This is a genomic window from Dyella lutea (assembly GCF_024158035.1).
In the GTDB taxonomy this organism is placed as follows: Bacteria; Pseudomonadota; Gammaproteobacteria; order Xanthomonadales; family Rhodanobacteraceae; genus Dyella_A; species Dyella_A lutea.
This window is the reverse complement of the sequence record NZ_JAMZEK010000004.1, coordinates 376,060-393,757: the sequence shown is the minus strand read 5'-3', so window position 1 is coordinate 393,757 and position 17,698 is coordinate 376,060. Positions and strand designations below refer to the sequence as shown.

16 protein-coding genes are annotated in these 17,698 nt (G+C 66.2%); all 16 read right to left on the bottom strand.

The features are described from left to right. Positions 1-3: 3 nt before the first annotated feature. Positions 4-1,017 carry an S-methyl-5-thioribose-1-phosphate isomerase gene (mtnA, locus tag NC595_RS18625; RefSeq protein WP_253568882.1) on the bottom strand — a complete coding sequence of 338 codons (1,014 nt, stop codon included), beginning with the start codon at positions 1,015-1,017 and terminating at the stop codon, positions 4-6. A 76-nt stretch (positions 1,018-1,093) separates the two neighbouring features. Next, on the bottom strand, positions 1,094-1,285 hold the full coding sequence (locus NC595_RS18620; protein WP_253568880.1) for a PspC domain-containing protein: 192 nt from the start codon (positions 1,283-1,285) through the stop codon (positions 1,094-1,096). Between the two features lie 16 nt (positions 1,286-1,301). After that, positions 1,302-2,366: a class III poly(R)-hydroxyalkanoic acid synthase subunit PhaC gene (gene phaC, locus NC595_RS18615; protein ID WP_253568878.1), complete on the bottom strand. Its 1,065-nt coding sequence runs from the start codon at positions 2,364-2,366 to the stop codon at positions 1,302-1,304. 9 nt (positions 2,367-2,375) lie between these two features. Further along, the gene (locus NC595_RS18610) at positions 2,376-3,680 is read right to left on the bottom strand and encodes a poly(R)-hydroxyalkanoic acid synthase subunit PhaE (RefSeq protein ID WP_253568876.1); all 1,305 of its coding nucleotides are present in this window, start codon (positions 3,678-3,680) and stop codon (positions 2,376-2,378) included. Between the two features lie 113 nt (positions 3,681-3,793). Continuing rightward, positions 3,794-5,899 carry a polyribonucleotide nucleotidyltransferase gene (gene pnp / locus NC595_RS18605; protein WP_253568874.1) on the bottom strand — a complete coding sequence of 702 codons (2,106 nt, stop codon included), beginning with the start codon at positions 5,897-5,899 and terminating at the stop codon, positions 3,794-3,796. Between the two features lie 18 nt (positions 5,900-5,917). Continuing rightward, positions 5,918-6,187: a 30S ribosomal protein S15 gene (gene rpsO / locus NC595_RS18600; RefSeq protein ID WP_017462237.1), complete on the bottom strand. Its 270-nt coding sequence runs from the start codon at positions 6,185-6,187 to the stop codon at positions 5,918-5,920. A gap of 184 nt (positions 6,188-6,371) precedes the next feature. After that, a complete protein-coding gene (gene truB, locus NC595_RS18595) occupies positions 6,372-7,295 on the bottom strand; it encodes a tRNA pseudouridine(55) synthase TruB (RefSeq protein WP_253568872.1) in 924 nt (307 codons plus the stop codon). Further along, a complete protein-coding gene (rbfA, locus tag NC595_RS18590; RefSeq protein ID WP_253568869.1) occupies positions 7,295-7,669 on the bottom strand; it encodes a 30S ribosome-binding factor RbfA in 375 nt (124 codons plus the stop codon). Before rbfA ends, truB begins: the two co-directional genes overlap by 1 nt. 121 nt (positions 7,670-7,790) lie before the next feature. After that, the gene (gene infB / locus NC595_RS18585; protein ID WP_253568867.1) at positions 7,791-10,577 is read right to left on the bottom strand and encodes a translation initiation factor IF-2; all 2,787 of its coding nucleotides are present in this window, start codon (positions 10,575-10,577) and stop codon (positions 7,791-7,793) included. Between the two features lie 130 nt (positions 10,578-10,707). After that, positions 10,708-12,213 carry a transcription termination factor NusA gene (gene nusA, locus NC595_RS18580; protein ID WP_253568866.1) on the bottom strand — a complete coding sequence of 502 codons (1,506 nt, stop codon included), beginning with the start codon at positions 12,211-12,213 and terminating at the stop codon, positions 10,708-10,710. 54 nt (positions 12,214-12,267) lie between these two features. Continuing rightward, positions 12,268-12,795 carry a ribosome maturation factor RimP gene (locus NC595_RS18575; protein WP_253568864.1) on the bottom strand — a complete coding sequence of 176 codons (528 nt, stop codon included), beginning with the start codon at positions 12,793-12,795 and terminating at the stop codon, positions 12,268-12,270. 738 nt (positions 12,796-13,533) lie between these two features. Then, positions 13,534-14,742, bottom strand: coding sequence for an acyltransferase family protein (locus NC595_RS18570; RefSeq protein WP_253568863.1), 1,209 nt, complete (start codon positions 14,740-14,742; stop codon positions 13,534-13,536). A gap of 86 nt (positions 14,743-14,828) precedes the next feature. Continuing rightward, the gene (locus NC595_RS18565) at positions 14,829-15,017 is read right to left on the bottom strand and encodes a hypothetical protein (protein WP_253568862.1); all 189 of its coding nucleotides are present in this window, start codon (positions 15,015-15,017) and stop codon (positions 14,829-14,831) included. Continuing rightward, positions 15,017-15,886 carry a glycine-rich domain-containing protein gene (locus NC595_RS18560; protein WP_253568861.1) on the bottom strand — a complete coding sequence of 290 codons (870 nt, stop codon included), beginning with the start codon at positions 15,884-15,886 and terminating at the stop codon, positions 15,017-15,019. The genes NC595_RS18565 and NC595_RS18560 overlap by 1 nt, the downstream gene beginning before the upstream one ends. 6 nt (positions 15,887-15,892) lie before the next feature. Beyond that, a complete protein-coding gene (locus tag NC595_RS18555; RefSeq protein ID WP_253568860.1) occupies positions 15,893-16,489 on the bottom strand; it encodes a YmfQ family protein in 597 nt (198 codons plus the stop codon). Continuing rightward, the gene (locus NC595_RS18550) at positions 16,486-17,655 is read right to left on the bottom strand and encodes a baseplate J/gp47 family protein (protein WP_253568859.1); all 1,170 of its coding nucleotides are present in this window, start codon (positions 17,653-17,655) and stop codon (positions 16,486-16,488) included. Before NC595_RS18550 ends, NC595_RS18555 begins: the two co-directional genes overlap by 4 nt. Between the last annotated feature and the right edge of the window lie 43 nt (positions 17,656-17,698).

Sequence of the window (17,698 nt, the reverse complement as noted above, 5' to 3'; positions counted from 1 at the left end):
CCCTCACCGTCCGAACACCGCTTGCATCGCCAGCGCGTTCGGATGCTCGATCACGCCGCGCTCGGTGACGATGGCGTCGATCAGCCCGGCGGGTGTCACGTCGAACACCGGGTTCAACGCCTGCGCACCTTCGACCACCGTCCGCTGGCCCGCGGTGGTCAGCAGTTCGGCCGGATCGCGCAATTCGATCTCGATCGCCTCGCCGTCCGGCGTGGCCATGTCCACCGTGGACGACGGCGCCACCACCATGAACTTCACGCCGTGATGGCGCGCGGCGATGGCCAGCTGGTAGGTGCCGATCTTGTTCGCGGTGTCGCCGTTGGCAGCAATACGGTCGGCGCCGACGATGACCCACTGCACCTCGCCGGACTTCATCAGGTGGGCCGCGGCCGAGTCGGCGATCAGCTTCGCGGGGATACCGTCGCGCACCAGCTCGTACATGGTCAGGCGCGCGCCCTGCTGCCATGGCCGGGTCTCGCCGGCATACACGCGATCGATGCGGCCGCCGGCAACGCCGGCGCGGATCACGCCGAGCGCCGTACCGAAACCGGCAGTGGCCAGCGAGCCGGTGTTGCAATGGGTCAGCACGCCCGAGCCGGGAGCGATCAGCGCCGCGCCCAGTTCACCCATGTGGCGGTTGGCGGCCAGGTCCTCGTCCTGGATCGCCTGCGCCTCGACGGCCAGTGCCTCGGCGTCGGCACCTGCGGCGATCCGCGCCTTCATGCGGTCAAGCGCCCACATCAAGTTCACCGCGGTCGGACGGGCGGCGCGCAGCATGGCCAGTGCCGGATCCAGTGCCTCGCCCTGCCGTGCGGCCAACACCACGCCCCAGGCGGCGGCGATGCCGATCGCGGGTGCGCCACGCACGACGAGATCGCGGATGGCCCGGGTCACGTCGGCCGAATCGCGGCAGTCGATCCAGTGCTCCTCGCGCGGCAGCAGGCGCTGGTCGAGCAGGCGCAGATGGTCGCCCTGCCACTGCACGGCACGGACGCGGTCGTAACGGTCGTAGTCCATCGGGTTCGTTCTTCGAGGAAAGGAAAAAGCCGCACCCGGCATCGCGCCGGGGCTTGGGGCCGTGCGAAACGCCGACTCAGGAAGCGTCGGGCATCACCAGCCAGAAAATCAGGTAGAGCAGTATGCCGGAGCCGCCCAGCAGGGTCAGCACGATCCAGGCCACCCGCACGATGGTCGGGTCCCAGCCGTAGTACTCGGCGATGCCGCCGCACACCCCGGCAATGCTGCGGTTGGTACGGGAGCGGGTCAGTCGCTTGGATTCGTTCATGGCGTGTCCTTTGCCGTCAATCGCGCGCGCGCAGCCAGCGATGGATCGCCGGTGGGACTTCGCGCTGCGCGCGACCGGATACGTAGATGCCGATATGTCCGCCCTTGAAGGCGATCTCGGTGTAGTCCTGCGTACCGATGTGCTTGCCCAGTGCCCGCGAGGCGTCCGGCGGCACGAGATGGTCCTGCTGCGCGTAGATGTTGAGCACCGGTTGCTGGATCAGGCCCAGGTCGACCGGGCGGCCGCCGATCGAAAGATCGTGCCGGACCAGCTTGTTGCCCTGGTAGAAGTCCTTGATGAACTGGCGGAACGCCTCGCCTGCCTGGTCGGGGGAGTCGAAGATCCAGCGCTCCATGCGCAGGAAGTTTTCCAGCTCGGCCGGGTTGTCGAGGATCTCCACCAGGCCGATGTACTTCTGCTGGTTCAGCCGCAACGGCTTGAGCGTGAGGTAGACCCAGTTCATCAGCGCCGCCGGGATATTGCCCATCACGTCGACGAAGCGGTCCACGTCCAGCTGCTGCACCCAGTGCGAGAGCATGTTGTCCGGCGTGTGGAAATCCACCGGGGTGACCATGGTGACCAAGTTCTTCACCTTGTCCGGGTGCATCGCCGTGTAGCAGAGCGAGAACGCGCCGCCCTGGCAGATGCCCAGCAGGTTGATCGCGTCCAGCCCGTGGCGGTGGCGCACGGCGTCGACGCAGCGGTCGAGGTAGCCGTTGAGGTAATCGTCCAGGGTCAGCCAGCGGTCGGCGCCGTCGGGATAACCCCAGTCGATCAGGTAGACGTCCTCGCCCTGCTCGAGCAGGTTGCGCACCAGCGATCGGTCGGCCTGCAGGTCGGTCATCCACACCGTGTTGACCAGCGCGTAGACGATCAGCACCGGCGTCCGCGCGGTTGGCCGGGTGCCGGTGAAATGCCAGACCTTGAGCTTGTCCTCGGCGTAGACCAGCTCGCGCGGTGTATTGGCGTATTCCGGCTCGGCCATCCCGGGCAGGTTCTGCAGGCCCGCAGCGAGCTTGCGCTGGAAACGGTTGATCTCGGCCAGGGCTTCGGCCGGGTCGATGCGCAGTGGCGTGTCCATGATCATTCCTTACTTGCGCCGTGCACGATGCGGTGCCGGAATGCCCGGGCTGACCAGCGTTCGACGGCTGCCGGCGCCCGACTTCACGGCGGCGGCGCGCCGAACCCGCGATGCCGTCCTTTTCTTGCGGCTGTCCTTGGCCGCTACCGGCGAGGCCGTCGACGGCTTCGCGGCCGCCTTGCCCGACCGGGCTTTTTCGGCCGAAGCAGCCTTGGTCGCGGACTTGGCCGAGGCGCGCTTCGGGGCTGCGCGCTTCTTGGGCGCAGCCTCGGGAGTCGCACGGGCACCGACCTTCGTCTTTTCCTTCAACTTCCCGGATCCCGCACGGGCCGCGGGCGTCCCGCCCGAATGGGTCTGTGCGGCCACCGGTTGTGCCTTCCTCAGCGCCTGCAGCTCCGCACGCAACTCCGCCAGCTCGCCGTTGACCGCGCCTCCCTCGATCGCCCTCAGCTCCCGGCGCACTTCCTGCAGCCGACGCCCCAGGCTGTCGATCTCGCTGCGGGTGGGCAGACCCAGCTGCCTGCACAGATCCTCCAGATGCGCCTGCACCAGCTGGCGCTCGCACATCTGCGCGTTGACCATGGCGCCATAGACCTCGCGGAACTCGTCGCTGAGCGCGATTTCGGCGTAGGCCTCTTCGGCCGCATCCACCCAGAGGTCGTACAGGGACTTGAGCGACTCCAGCTGACGCCCGGGCTCGATATGATCGGCCAGCCGGTCCTGCAGGCGTTCGAGCCCCGCGGCATTGGCCTTGAGAATCAGCGCCTGGTAGCGACGCTGCTGCTCGGCGCTCTCCATCATCGCGGCCACCAGTGCCTGCTGCTTGGACTGCTGCTCGCGGTGCAGCCCGAACCCCGGCATGTACGACGGCGTGCGCCAGTCGGTCGCCCCGGCCTGGCCAGCCGCCGCCAGCCAGGCCTGCCACTGCTGCACGAAACCCTGGGCCGCGGTGCTGTCGATACCTTCGAAAGCCTGAGCGAAAGGTTGCCCTGCCGCACCGAACATATCCTTCATCGCCGCCTGCCAATCCGTGCTGGGGGCCACCGGGGCGGCCTGTGCGGTCGCGGCCCGCTGCATCCATTCAAGATAGGAGGAAATGCCGGCTAGGCTGCGCTCCAGCATGTCGCTCATTGGCGCCGCCGGTGCAGACATGCCCGGCATACCCGCCCAACCCGCCATGCCGGGCATCCCGAACCCGGTCATCGGCGATGTCGGCTGGCCAGCTGCCTGTTGCAGATAGCGCATCCACTGCGACCACGACTGCTCGGCCATGGCCTGGGATTGCCTCACGAATTCGCTTGCCTGATCGGCCATGCCTGTCTCCGGATGCGGGTCACCGGGCATCGTAGCAAATGGGCGCGGCGATAAAACGACGAAGGCCCGGCGTCGCCGCCGGGCCTTCGATGCGTTCAGCGCGAGTCGTTGACTCAGGCGCCAGCGGCCTCGTCTTCGGTCACGGCCTTCATGGACAGGCGGATACGGCCCTGCTTGTCCACCTCGAGTACCTTCACCTTGACGATGTCGCCTTCCTTCAGCTTGTCGGACACCTTCTCGACGCGCTCGGAGGAGATCTGCGACACGTGCACCAGGCCATCCTTGCCCGGCATGATCGTGACGAACGCGCCGAAGTCCATCAGCTTGGCGACCTTGCCCTCGTAGATGCGGCCCGGCTCGACGTCGGAGACGATCTGCTCGATCCGCTTCTTCGCCTCGTCGGCCGCCAGGCGGTTGACCGAGGCGATGATGACGGTGCCATCGTCGCTGATGTCGATGGTTGTGCCGGTCTCTTCGGTGATCGAGCGGATGGTCGCGCCGCCCTTGCCGATCACTTCACGGATCTTGTCCGGATGGATCTTGATGGTGAGCAGGCGCGGGGCGTACTCGCTCATCTCCGACCGCGGCGTGCTGATCACCTTGGCCATCTCGCCCAGGATATGCAGTCGGCCACGCTTGGCCTGCTCCAGCGCCACCTTCATGATCTCTTCGGTGATGCCGTCGATCTTGATGTCCATCTGCAGCGCGGAGATGCCGTCGGCGCTACCGGCCACCTTGAAGTCCATGTCGCCGAGGTGATCCTCGTCGCCCAGGATGTCCGACAGCACGACGAAGTCGCCGCCTTCCTTGACCAGGCCCATGGCGATGCCGGCCACCGGTGCCTTCAGCGGCACGCCGGCATCCATCATCGCCAGCGAAGAGCCGCACACCGAGGCCATCGACGAGGAGCCGTTGGACTCGGTGATTTCCGAGACCACGCGCACCACGTACGGGAACTCCTCGATGCTCGGCTTGACTGCCTGCACGCCGCGCTTGGCGAGACGACCGTGGCCGATCTCGCGACGCTTCGGCGCGCCGAAGCGACCGGCCTCACCCACCGAGAACGGCGGGAAGTTGTAGTGGAACAGGAAAGGATCCTTCGACTCGCCTTCCGGCGCGTCGATGATCTGCGCGTCGCGGGTGGTGCCCAGCGTGGCCACGACCAGCGCCTGGGTCTCGCCGCGGGTGAACAGCGCCGAGCCGTGCGTGCGCGGCAGCACGCCCACGCGCACCGAGATCGGACGCACGTCGTCGAGGTTGCGGCCGTCGATGCGCACCTTGGTCTTCAGCACGCTGTCGCGCATGGTGCGGTATTCGAGCTCCGCAAACTCCTTGCCCAGCTCGGCGGAGGTCCAGCCGTGCTGTTCGGCCTGCGCCTTGAGCGACTCCATCACGTCGGCCTTGATTGCCGAGATGGCGTCGCGACGCTGCAGCTTGTCGCGCACCTGGAAAGCCTGCTCCAGCTTGTCGCCCACGGCGCCCTTCAGCGCGGCGATCAGCGACTCGTTGCGGGCCGGCGCCTGCCAGTTCCACGAGGGCTTGGCGGCTTCGGCGGCCAGCTCGGCGATGGCGTTGATCGCCACCTGCATCTGCTGGTGGCCGAACATCACCGCGCCGAGCATCACCTCCTCGGACAGCAGCTTGGCCTCGGACTCCACCATCAGCACGGCGCCGGAGGTACCGGCGACGACTAGGTCGAGGTCGGAGGTCTTCAGCTCGGTGGACGACGGGTTCAGCACGTACTTGCCGTCGACGTAGCCGACGCGCGCGGCACCGATCGGGCCCTGGAACGGGATGCCGGCCAGCGACAGCGCAGCGGAGGCACCGAGCATCGCCGGGATGTCGCCGTCGATTTCCGGGTTCAGCGAGACGACCTGGGCGATCACCTGGACTTCGTTCTTGAAGTCTTCCGGGAACAGCGGACGCACCGGACGATCGATCAGGCGCGAGGTCAGCGTCTCCTTCTCTGTCGGACGGCCTTCGCGCTTGAAGAAGCCGCCCGGGATACGGCCGGCGGAGTAGAACTTCTCGACGTAGTCGACGGTGAGCGGGAAGAAGTCCTGGCCCTCGCGGGGCTTGGCCGCCGCGACTGCGGTGACCAGCACCACGGTGCCGCCCATGCTGACCATCACCGCACCGGATGCCTGCCGGGCGATTTCGCCCGTCTCCAGTGTGACTTCGTGATTACCGTACTGGAATGACTTGGTTACTTTCGCCACGTTGGTCTCCTCGGAAGATTAACGGCGGAGGCCGAGACGTTCGATCAGGCTCTGGTAGCGAGCCAGGTCGCGATCCTTCAGATACGCGAGCAGGCTCTTGCGGCGGTTGACCAGCTGCAGCAGGCCGCGACGCGAGTGGTGGTCCTGCTTGTGGGTCTTGAAGTGGCCGGTGAGGTGTTCGATGCGGGCCGACAGCAGGGCCACCTGCACTTCCGGCGAACCGGTGTCGTTGGGCACGCGGCCGAATTCAGCAATGATCTTGCTGGTCTGTTCTGCGGTCAGGGACATGAGTGTTTCTTCCTCAAAAGCGAATGCGAAGCTTGCGCAACATCACCACGCGATGATGTTGCGCAAGCTTCGACTGGTTGATTGGAACGGTTGAATCAAGCTCCTTATTGTAGCGAGGGGAGCCGCGCCACAACAAGACCGTCATCCCGCCGCCACCGGGCTGTCGCCGAACGCCATCGACACCTCAGCCACCGGGCGGCAGGTTGAAGCCGCGCTGGACCCGCAGCAGTCCATCCGGGCCGCATTCGACCAGGGCCAACAGGGTGCCATCGTCGGCGAACGCCGTGCAAAGCCCTGCGGGAACGTCCACCTCGTCCAGCGCGATCTGCCGTCCCTGGGCGATCGCCTGGCTTTGTGCGGCATCCAGACGGAGCGCAGGCAGGTGGGCCACACCCGCGGAGACCGGCAGCAAGGCCTCGAGCAGGGCTTCGTCGCCCTGCCCGGCCCGCTCACGCAGTTCGTCCAGCGGATACATCCGCGGCGAGGTGAACGGCTCGACCCAGATCCTGCGCAACGCGGTCAGGTGCGCACCGCACCCCAGTGCCTCGCCAAGGTCGACGGCCAGGCTGCGGATGTATGTGCCTGTGCCGCACTCGATCTCCAGGTGCAGCAGGTCGCCCTCGCGGCCGACCAGCACCAGGCGGTAAACGTCGACCTCACGGGCGGGAACATCCACGGCCTCACCGCGGCGCGCCTTGGCGTAGAGCGGCTCGCCGCCCTGCTTGATCGCCGAGTAGACCGGCGGCACCTGCCGGATGCGTCCGCGCAGCGGCACCAGCGCCGCCTCGATCATCGCGTCATCCAGTGCCGGCACCGCGCGCTGGCTCGCGACCTCGCCCTCAAGGTCGCCTGTGGTGGTGGTGACACCCAGCCGGCAGGTCGCCCGATACGCCTTGCGCGCCCCGAGCAGGTGTGCGGCCAGCTTGGTGCCTTCGCCGAAGCACAGCGGCAGCAGGCCGGTAGCCAACGGATCCAGCGCACCGGTGTGACCGCCCTTGGCGGCACGGAACAGCCGGCGCACTTCCTGCAGCGCCTGGTTGGAACTCAGTCCCAGCGGCTTGTCGAGCAGCACCAGGCCGTGCAGCTCGCGGAAAGCGATCCGACCCATCAGTCCTCGTCGGCTCCGTCGGCCGCCGTCGGCTCGTCGGCGCGCAGCAGCTGGTCGATGCGCTCGCCCTTGTCGACCGAGTCGTCGTATTTGAAGCGCAACTCCGGCACCCGCCGCAGGCGCATGCCGCGGGCGAGCGAGCGACGGAACTCGCCGGCCAGCTCCTTCAGCGCCTTCAGCGCCACCGGCGCCTGGTCGGCCTGCAGGGCGGTGATCCACACCGTGGCCCAATCCATGTCGCGGGTCACCTCCACGTCGGACACGCTCACCGACGGCAGCGCATGGTCGCGCACGGCGGCGTGCACCAGCAGGCCGAGTTCGCGGCGCAGTTCGGCGCCGACCCGGTCGGTCCGTTTGAAATCGCGTGAGGGCATGGGGGCCTCCTTCGGGCGCAGCGCGCCGGATGTTCACAAAAACAGGAAGCCCGGGCAGGCCTGCCCGGGCTCCGTCTCGCGGGCCGCGGGTCCGGCGGGAAACGCCGGCCCGGACGGTCCGTTACAGCGTGCGGGCCACCTCGATGCGCTCGAAGCACTCGATCTGGTCACCGACCTTGACGTCGTTGTACTGCTTCACGGCGATACCGCATTCCATGCCGTTGCGCACTTCGTCGACCAGGTCCTTGAAGCGGCGCAGCGACTCCAGCTCGCCCTCGAACACCACCGTGTTGTCGCGCAGCACGCGGATCGGCTTGGAGCGCTTGACCGAGCCCTCGGTGACCATGCAGCCGGCCACCGCACCGAACTTGGAGCTGCGGAACACCTCGCGCACCTGGGCAATGCCGATGATCTCCTCGCGGATCTCCACGCCCAGCAGACCGGACGCGGCCTGCTTCACCTGGTCGATCACGTCGTAGATGATCGAGAAGTAGCGCACGTCCAGGCCGGCGGTATCGATCACCTTGCGCGCCGAGGCGTCGGCGCGCACGTTGAAGCCGATCACCAGCGCCTTGGAGGCCGCCGCCAGGGTCGCGTCGGACTCGGTGATGCCACCGACGCCGGCGGCGATCACGTTGACCTTCACGTTCTCGTTGCCGATCGCGCTGAGCGACTCGCGCAGCGCCTCGACCGAACCCTGCACGTCGGCCTTGACCAGGATGTTGAGCGTCTGCTGCTCGGCGCCCTGACCCATCTGGGCGATGATGTCCTCGAGGCGGTTGGCCTTGCTGACCAGACGCGTCTCGCGGCGCTTCTGCTGGCGCTCGGCGGCCACTTCGCGGGCCAGGCGCTCGTCGGCCACGACCACGAAGTCGTCACCCGCCTCCGGCACGCCGGAAAGGCCGAGCACCTGCACCGGGATCGAAGGACCGGCTTCCTGCACGGTCTTGCCACGCTCGTCCACCAGCGCACGCATGCGGCCATACTCGATACCGCAGACGACGAAGTCGCCGCGCTTGAGCGTGCCCTGCTGCACCAGCACCGTGGCGACCGGGCCGCGGCCCTTGTCCAGGCTGGACTCGATCACCACGCCGGACGCCGGGCCGTCTTCGACCGCCTTCAGCTCCATCACCTCGGCCTGCACCGAGATTGCTTCGAGCAGCTCGTCCACGCCCATGCCGGTCTTGGCCGACACCGGCACGAACATGGTGTCGCCGCCCCAGTCTTCCGGGACCACTTCCAGGTTCGCCAGGCCCTGCTTGACGTTGTCCGGGTTGGCGTCGGACTTGTCCATCTTGTTGAGCGCGACGATCAGCGGCACCTTGGCGGCGCGGGCGTGCTGCACGGCCTCCTTGGTCTGCGGCATGACGCCGTCGTCGGCCGCGACCACCAGCACCACGATGTCGGTGGACTGGGCGCCGCGGGCACGCATCGAGGTGAACGCCGCGTGGCCCGGGGTGTCCAGGAAGGTGATCACGCCCTTGGGCGTATCCACGTGGTACGCGCCGATGTGCTGGGTGATGCCGCCGGCCTCGCCCGCCGCCACCTTGGCACGGCGGATGTAGTCCAGCAGCGAGGTCTTGCCGTGGTCGACGTGGCCCATGATGGTGACCACCGGCGGACGCGACACCTTCTCGCCTTCCAGTTCGGCGTTCTGGGTGTGTGCGGCCAGTGCCGCCTCGGCGTTGTCCTCGCTCGCGGCCACGGCCTTGTGACCGAGCTCCTCGACCACCAGCACCGCGGTGTCGTGGTCGATGGTCTGGTTGATGGTGGCCATCACGCCCATCTTGAAGAGCGCCTTGACCACTTCCGAGCCCTTGACCGCCATCTTCTGGGCGAGGTCGGCGACCAGGTTGGCGTCGCCGACCACCACTTCGCGCACGACCGCGGCAGTCGGACGGGTGAAGCCATGCGGTCCGCCACTGGTGGACGCCGACGCGCTGCGGCCGGAATCGCGACCGGAGCGGCCGGGCTTGCCACGTTTGCTGGAACGCCGGGCGCGGTCGGCATCGGACAGATGCAGCTCGCCCGAGGCGAAACGCTTGCCACCGGCGACGTCGTCACGATCGCGACCATGCCGCGCCTTCGCACCGCGCGCGGCATCCGAGCCCGGTGCTGCCGCCGGCGCGGGGGCAGGCGCTGGCGCCGGTGCCGGCGCCGGTGCGGCCACGACCTTCTTTTCGCGGCGACGCGGCTCGTGGATGCGGGGGACGATCAGGCCGAAGGCGCTGTGGTCGGTGCTGCCACCGGACGTGGTCTGGGTGGACGCTTCCACGGCCTCGGCAGGCTTGTCCTGGACCGGTGCAGCAGCGGGCGCCTCGGGGGCCACCTCGGGTTCGCTCGACGCCTGGGCCTCGGCGGCCTGGCGCGCGTGCTCGGCCTCGGCCTGCCGGCGCGCTTCCTCGGCGGAGCGGGCTGCTTCCTCGGCGGCGCGCTGGCGCGCCTCTTCCTCGCGGCGATGCTCTGCCTCGATACGGTCCTGCTCTTCCTGCTCGCGCTGGCGCTGCGATTCGGCCAGCTTGCGTGCGGCGTCCTCGCGCTCGCTGTCGACCGCGGTCTCCTCGGCGATCACGCTGCGCTTGACGTAGGTGCGTTTGGCACGCACCTCGACGTTGACCGTCTTGGCGCTGCTGGCCGCGCCACGCCCGCCCGGGGTCGCGACCTTCAGCTCGCTGACCTTGCGGCGCTTGAGGGTGATCTGCCGGGGCGCCGCATCGTCGACCTCCGGCGCCGCCTCGTTCTTGCCGTGGGTACGGCGCAGGAAGCCGAGCAGCTTCACCTTCTCGGTGCTGCTGATGACCTGCTCCGGATCGGAGAATTTCATGCCTGCCTCGCCAAGCTGCCCGAGCAGCTTGTCCACCGGCATGCCAAGTACCTTGGCGAGTTGTTTGATCGTGACATCCGACATCGTGTTCTTTCTCCGCCGTTCCCGCGCTTCACGTCCGTGCGGCCATGCCTGCACGTCCACCACCGTCCCTGGTGGAGAGTCCGCGTGGACTCTCCCCGGCGCGCCCGTCCCAGGGCGCGGCCGCTCGCGGTTAGCCGCCCTTCTCCAGGCGCTCGATCATCGGCTGGCGTGCAGCCATGATCAGCGCCGCAGCACGTTCCTCGTCCATGCCCTCGATATCGATCAGGTCGTCGACCGCGAGGTCGGCCAGATCGTCCACCGTGCTCACCTCGCGCGCGGCCAGGGCGTAGGCCGTGGCCTCGTCCATGCCTTCCAGCGCGAGCAGTTCCTCCGACGGCTGGTGTTCCTCCAGCCCTTCCTCGACCGCCAGCGCCTCGGTCAGCAGTGCGTCCCGGGCACGGGCACGCAACTCCTCGACGATATCCTCGTCGAAGCCCTCGACCGCCAGCAGCTCAGCGCTGGGCACGTAGGCGATTTCCTCGACGCTGGAGAAGCCTTCCTGCACCAGGATATTGGCGATCTCCTCGTCGACCTCGAGCTTCTCCATGAACAGCGCAAGCGCGGCCTGCTGTTCGGCCTCGCTCTTGGCGGTGACCTGGTCCTGCGTCATCACGTTGAGCTGCCAGCCGGTAAGCTTGCTGGCCAGGCGCACGTTCTGGCCACCGCGGCCGATCGCCTGGGACAGCTTGTCCTCGGCCACCGCGATGTCCATCGAATGCTTTTCCTCATCCATGATGATGGACTGCACCTCGGCCGGCGCCATCGCGTTGATCACGAACTGGGCCTGGTTCTCGTGCCACAGGATGATGTCCACGCGCTCGCCGTTGAGCTCGTTCGACACCGCCTGCACGCGGGAGCCGCGCATGCCAATGCACGCGCCAATGGGATCGGTACGGCTGTCGTGGGCCAGCACGGCGATCTTGGCGCGGTCGCCCGGATCGCGGGCACAGCCCTTGATCTCGACCAGGCCCTGGCCGACTTCCGGCACCTCGAGCTTGAACAGCTCGATCATGAATTCCGGTGCGGCGCGCGACACGAACAGCTGCGGTCCGCGCACTTCGGACTTCACTTCGTAGAGGTAGCCGCGCACGCGGTCACCGACGCGGTGCGACTCGCGCGGGATGGTCTTGTCGCGGGGAATGAACGCCTCGGCATTGCTGCCGAGGTCGAGATAGACGTTGCCGCGCTCGACGCGCTTGACGATACCCACCACCAGCTCGCCGACGCGATCGCGGAAGGCATCGACCACCTGCTGGCGCTCGGCCTCGCGTACGCGCTGCACGATCACCTGCTTGGCGGCCTGAGCCGCGATGCGGCCGAACTCGGCGTTCTCGATCTGCTGCTCGACGAACTCACCGACCTGGGCGTCCTCGCGATCGTCCACGGCGTCCATCAGGCGCACCTGGTAGAACGGCGACTCCATCTCGCCGTCGTCGGCGATGACTTCCCAGCGACGGAAGGTCTCGTACTCACCGGAGTGGCGGTCGATCTCCACGCGGATGTCGGGATCCTCATCGGGGTAGCGCTTCTTCGCCGCAGACGCCAACGCGGCTTCCATCGCCTCGAAGATGACCTCGCGCGGCACGCCCTTCTCGTTGGCGACTGCGTCGACGACCAGCAACAGTTCTTTGCTCATTGCAGCTACTCCGTGGGTCGCCGCTCTCCGGCGCCCGCTCGCTAGGGATAGGTCTTACTTGGCCTTCTTGGCCGGCTTCTTGCCACCCGGCTTGGGCTGCGGCACGTAACCGAGCGCCACCCAGTCCGGTACCACGCGGGCGCTTTCCATGTCCGCCTGGTCGAATTCGAACGACTTGCCTTCCGCCTCCAGCACGATCCGCTCGCCGTCCACCTGCACCAGCTTGCCGCGCAGGCGGCGGCGACCCTCGATCGGCGCCTTCAGCAACACCTTCACTTCCTGGCCGAGCACACGCCCGAACTGCTCGGCCGTGAAGATCGGCCGATCGATGCCCGGCGAGGACACCTCCAGCACGTAATGGCCTGGCACGGGATCCTCGACGTCCAGCAGGGCCGACAGTTCGCGGCTGGCCGCTTCGCAGTCGTCGATGCCGACCTCGCGCCCACCCGAGTGGTCCAGGACGTCCAGGTAAACCCGAAGCGTACTCTGCCCCTGCGACGGGGTGAACTCCACGCCGAGGCATTCCAACTGGAGTTCCGCCAGAACTTCGCTGAACCGATTTGCCAGTGCCAGGGTATCCATGGTCGGTTTTTCCGGTGCCAGAAACAAAAAATGGGCTCAAGTGGCCCATTCCCTAAACTCGCCGATGTGCCGGCTCATCCAGCCTTCCCGAGCCGCGGCGCCCATGGGGCGCTGCCCTCGGCCGACCGGCGACGCTTCCTTGCGCCCAACAAAAAAGCCTCACGAGGAGGCTTTCTTGTTCTAAGAAAGATCTGGTAGCGGGGGCGCGCTTCGAGCTCTATCTAACAGAACCGCTGCGCGTCCTCATTCCCCGCTCAGAGTCCGCAAAGGTTACACATGAGTAGCAGGATTTGCAATTGCGCTGGGCTCGGGATGGTGGATCTATGGCGCCCAGGAGGCCTTGGCGTACCCTGCCGACATGTCCGACCGCCCCGCCCTACTCTGGCATCCCGACCGCTCGGCCGATGGCCGGCGCGACGATCGCTGGTTCGTGGCCATGCCGGAGCGGCCGGCGTGCGGGGGCGTGTGGCGCGAGAGGGGGTGGTACCGGGCCGAGGCATGGCCGCCTGGCGCCAAGGCGCCTGTGGGCGCGTATTGCGCGACCAGAGCGCAGGCCCAGCGATACCTCGAGCGGTGGCTCAGGGCGAACCCGCGGGTCGCGGCGCTGGAGTCGAAGGGATGGCGTGCATCGAAGCGCGGGCCAGAGCACCAGCCGGACTGGAGGCTGGCGCAGTATTTGCGGATGGGCGGTCGCCCCGACGCCGGCCCCGCCTGACGTCGCATTTCGAAAACCTAAGATCAATGACCCGGGGGAAGGAGATTCATCGCATTGGAAGGCCCATTAACGTCCGGAAGCAGTCTGCATATCCGCTTACCTAACCGAATGCCGGGCTCCTCGACGAAGGTATAACTCACCATGGACAGGGGAATCAGGAGCATGGTGCATATGGCGCCGGTGATCCAGAATGCATAGGGTGATTGCACAGCAAAATTGCCCAGCACGCGAGGTGATAGGACAACAGTCAACACCAGGCCATGGAGAAGATAGATGCTGTAGCTTGCCTTCCCCAGGCGCTGCGCTCCACGCGTGGACAGCAGTCCAAACAGGGAGGTTCCGGAAGCAACAAGCATGAAGAATGCGCCTAGAAGCACCGCGACGGTCCAGTCGTATGTCTGCGGACCAGCAAGCCCTGCACCGAGTAACAGGCAAATGGCCAGTGCGGATCTTGCCGGTCCATCGCCACGAATTTTTGGCGCAACTTTAATCAGGGAGCAAGCAAGCATCCCAGCCAAGAAATGGGCGATGAAATAACACTCCGGCTGACCGATCAATCTCCACAAGATCGAAAGTAAAGCTATGGCGGACAATACGACAGACAAGTGCTTGGCTATTTTGGAGGCCACCCAGAGCATAGGAAGCGAAAAATAAAAGAGCCACTCATAATGCAGGCTCCACGTCGCACCGATTGCCGAAAGACTATTTCTGTCACCTAGGAATGGGTCAGCTCGTGACAATATCCCGAAAGACAGCCATTGCGCTATCTGTGATGCTGTCTGAGTAGCTGGCTGCGACGTTTGGAAACGTGCGCGCAACAGGACGACGATGAAATAGCCAAATACCGCGACCAAGTAAAGTGGCACGATTCGAAAGAACCGATTAACATAAATCCTGCGCCACGCAATGCCCTGCGTAGAATCGATTATGCGCAGCCAGAACAAATAGCCCGTGATCATGAAGAACAGGCATACACTGCCCGGCCCAATCATCGCGTAGAAGGTTGATGGTGGAAGCGCGACGACGCCGGTTGCCACGGCGCCGCGACGGATCGACATGTGATGGAAGAATACCCCGAGCGCAAGAAATGCTCGCAGGCCGTCCAGGACTTCCAATCGCCCATCCGTGGACAAGCCGGGTGAGCGCGCAAAGCCGTTTCTTCGTCGCACAGACAACATGGCAACACACAGGCCGATCAGGGCGATCGATGGCCAGATGGAGTAGTTCGTCATGCCAGCTCCACGCATACTGCGGGAGGCAGATCCTATCACCTATGCATTGATGCATGCGAAGCTGCAAGACCGATATTTTTGCTTTATCAGCCGCCACCCAAGGAAGGTGGCGGAGTAAAGACTCCATTGGCATAGGTTGCACCCATGCATGCCTGAGTATCGCTGGAAATTTCCACTGCAGATGATCCTTCAGGCTCGCTCCATGTATTGGCATCACCATCCCACATGATAATGTTTTCCACGATGCCATTTTTTACGATCGCGTAGATAGGCATCACGCGTACTCCCACACGATCACGACGCCAGGGGCTCCATTACCGCCAGCCTGGGCGCTTGTCGTTCCGCTCGCCCCTGCGCCACCACCACCTGCTCCATAACTGGTCGTCAAGGCGGTTGCTCCAGCTGAAGAAGTTCCAACGGCCGATCGACCACCGCCGCCAAACAGGCTAGGTACACCGACGCCAGAAACGAATGCCCCAACGCCCGTTCCCAGCCCGAAGCCGCATGTGCCTCCCGAGGCATTGACGACGTTTCCTCCCGAGGCTGCCGGAGGATTCCCTGTTACCTGTCCAAATACGACGCCCGAGGCCGTCGCAACGGATGCGCCACCACCGGTGCCCCCGGGGCAGGAAATCAGCGCGCCGAACGAAGTCGTGCCGCCGGAATTGCCATTTGCACCGGAAACACCTGTGCCGCCCGCGCCGACTGTCACTACGGCGCCCGAAAATCCGGACGTGTATCGGGATTTTGCATAGGCGCCGCTTCCGCCCGGGCCGCCTACGGCGTATTGCGTTGACGACGCGGCTGGCGTGCCGCCGCCAGCACCACCTGCGCCCTGCACCTCAATGACGACCGACTTTGTGCCCGCGGTCGGGGTATACGTGCCCGAGCTGGTAAACGTCTGGATGTTGATCAAGCGTCCCTGCATCGCGGTGGCAAGCTGATCGAAAGTGCTTTTGGACGGCGTCAGTCCTGCCGCAGTAATTGCATTGATCAGCTCCATCTGGACGGCATTGAGCCATTCCGCCGGGACGATCGTGGCGGGAACGGTGCCCGGGCTTCCGTCGGTGAAATAGCCGGGAGTCCCGGGTGCGGTGCTAGCCGGCTGGGTGGCGGCAGCGGTGGAGTTGTCGATTTGATACATGGGACCTCACACGTAGCTGAATTGGAGGATCGTGTGCGCGGGCTGGCGCTCCTGCAGCTCGCACTGCAGGACTGCGTTGCCCGTGCTGCCGAGCGGATCGCCAGCCGTCGATTGGCCGGCGAGGAAGGGCGTGGTGGTGTAGGACGGAGCGGTAACGGTCCAGAAGAAGAACCAGTCCTGGTCGCCGAGGTGCTGGCCGCAGCGGCTTTGCCCGCAGCGGAAGGGCGCATCGTTGGTGATCGTGACCGTGTAACCGAGCTGCGCGGCCAGGCCGATGAAGTACGGAGCCGACTGGCCACCGCTGTCGGTCAGGCGCGCGACAATCTGCTGCCGCTGCTGGATCAGGGTCGGCGCATTGCCAGCGCATGGATCAGGCAGCCCAAGCGTTGCTTGCCATTCGGGCACCAGGTCCAATGCTGTGGCCGGGAACGCATCCGCGACCAGATTGAGGGCCGCCAGGCTGTTGCGCTGGTAGCTCGGCGCGAAGCAGCCGATGGTGCGGTCCTGCACCGAGTCGGGATCCTTGTTCCAGACGCGCCCGCGCGGCATGAGAGCCCGGAGGGCGCCGTGGAAATCATCCACGCTGAATACGGGTGCGCTCATGGGTTGTAGGTCATCGTGCCGCGCACCGGCAGCTGGCCGGTGACGTTCGCGATGTTCCCGGTGGGCGAGTTGATGACGAAGCCGGTGGTACCAGCGATTGCTGCGATCACGGCCTCGATCGACGAGAGCGCGACGGAAGTGCCAGCGATGGGCGAGCCGTGGCCCAGGAAGATGTTGTCGATGGCAGAGGCGATCGCCGCCTGGGTGTCGGCCGACGGCGTCCCGATGCCGCTGATCGTGAAGTTGATCGTGTTGGCCGTGGGCGCGACGAGATAAACCAGTGCAGTCACCGGCTCCAGATCGATGATCACGTCGGCCGCGGTGAGCTGGTCGCCCGTGGCTACGGTACCGCGCGGCGTGCCATCGGCCCCCTTGTCATGCTGGGAGACACCATCGGTGCCCACCGGGAAGCCGCCATTCCCGGCTTCGGCGATGTCGAGCATGATGTAGACGACGACCGTGCCCGTGCCGAAGCCGTTGGGAGCGACCCAGGCACGCGTGACCCCTGGCACCGAGAGCGCCCACAGCACATAGTCGCTGGCTTTTCCGCCCTGGGGAGCGTTCTGGTAGGCCAGCAGCATGCGCGTGCGCAGCGCGTCGTCCTTCTCGACGTCCGCGCCGCCGGTGAACGCTGTAGCGGCCGTGCCGCCAGACTGGATTCCGGTGATCGGCGACTCGAGCGTCAGCACCGTTCCGGTGGGCGTGTTGCCGGCAGCGCCATTGCCAGTGGGGTTGTTGATCGGGTCGATCGGGTCAAGCACGGCTTCCGCCGGCACCGTCACTGTCCCACCAGACCCCACCGTTCCGCTGGCGGTCGACTGGTAGACGTACCCATCGCCCCGCACCATGCGCGTGCCCGATGGAAGCGAAGTGCCGACGACACCCGAGAAGGTGGCCGTGCCCGTGGCGGCGGTCGCCGGCTCTCGGAAGACATCCTTGAGGGCGGCCCAGGCCTCCAGGAACTCATCCGTCGCGGTGTACGGCGTGGCCTGCAGGGCAATCCAGTCCAGATATCCGTAATGCAGGTGCGAGAGGCCGGCCTGCACCGTTCCCAGCACCTTGAGGTTGGAGAACCGCAGCAGACCGTCGGCGCCCGGAATGCCTGACGAGATGTCGGCAGCCACCTGGGCACGCAGTTCGGAAAGCGTTGGACGCTGATACGGCATCGTGAGGTCCCGAAAAGCAGAAGACCGCCCGGAGGCGGCCTTC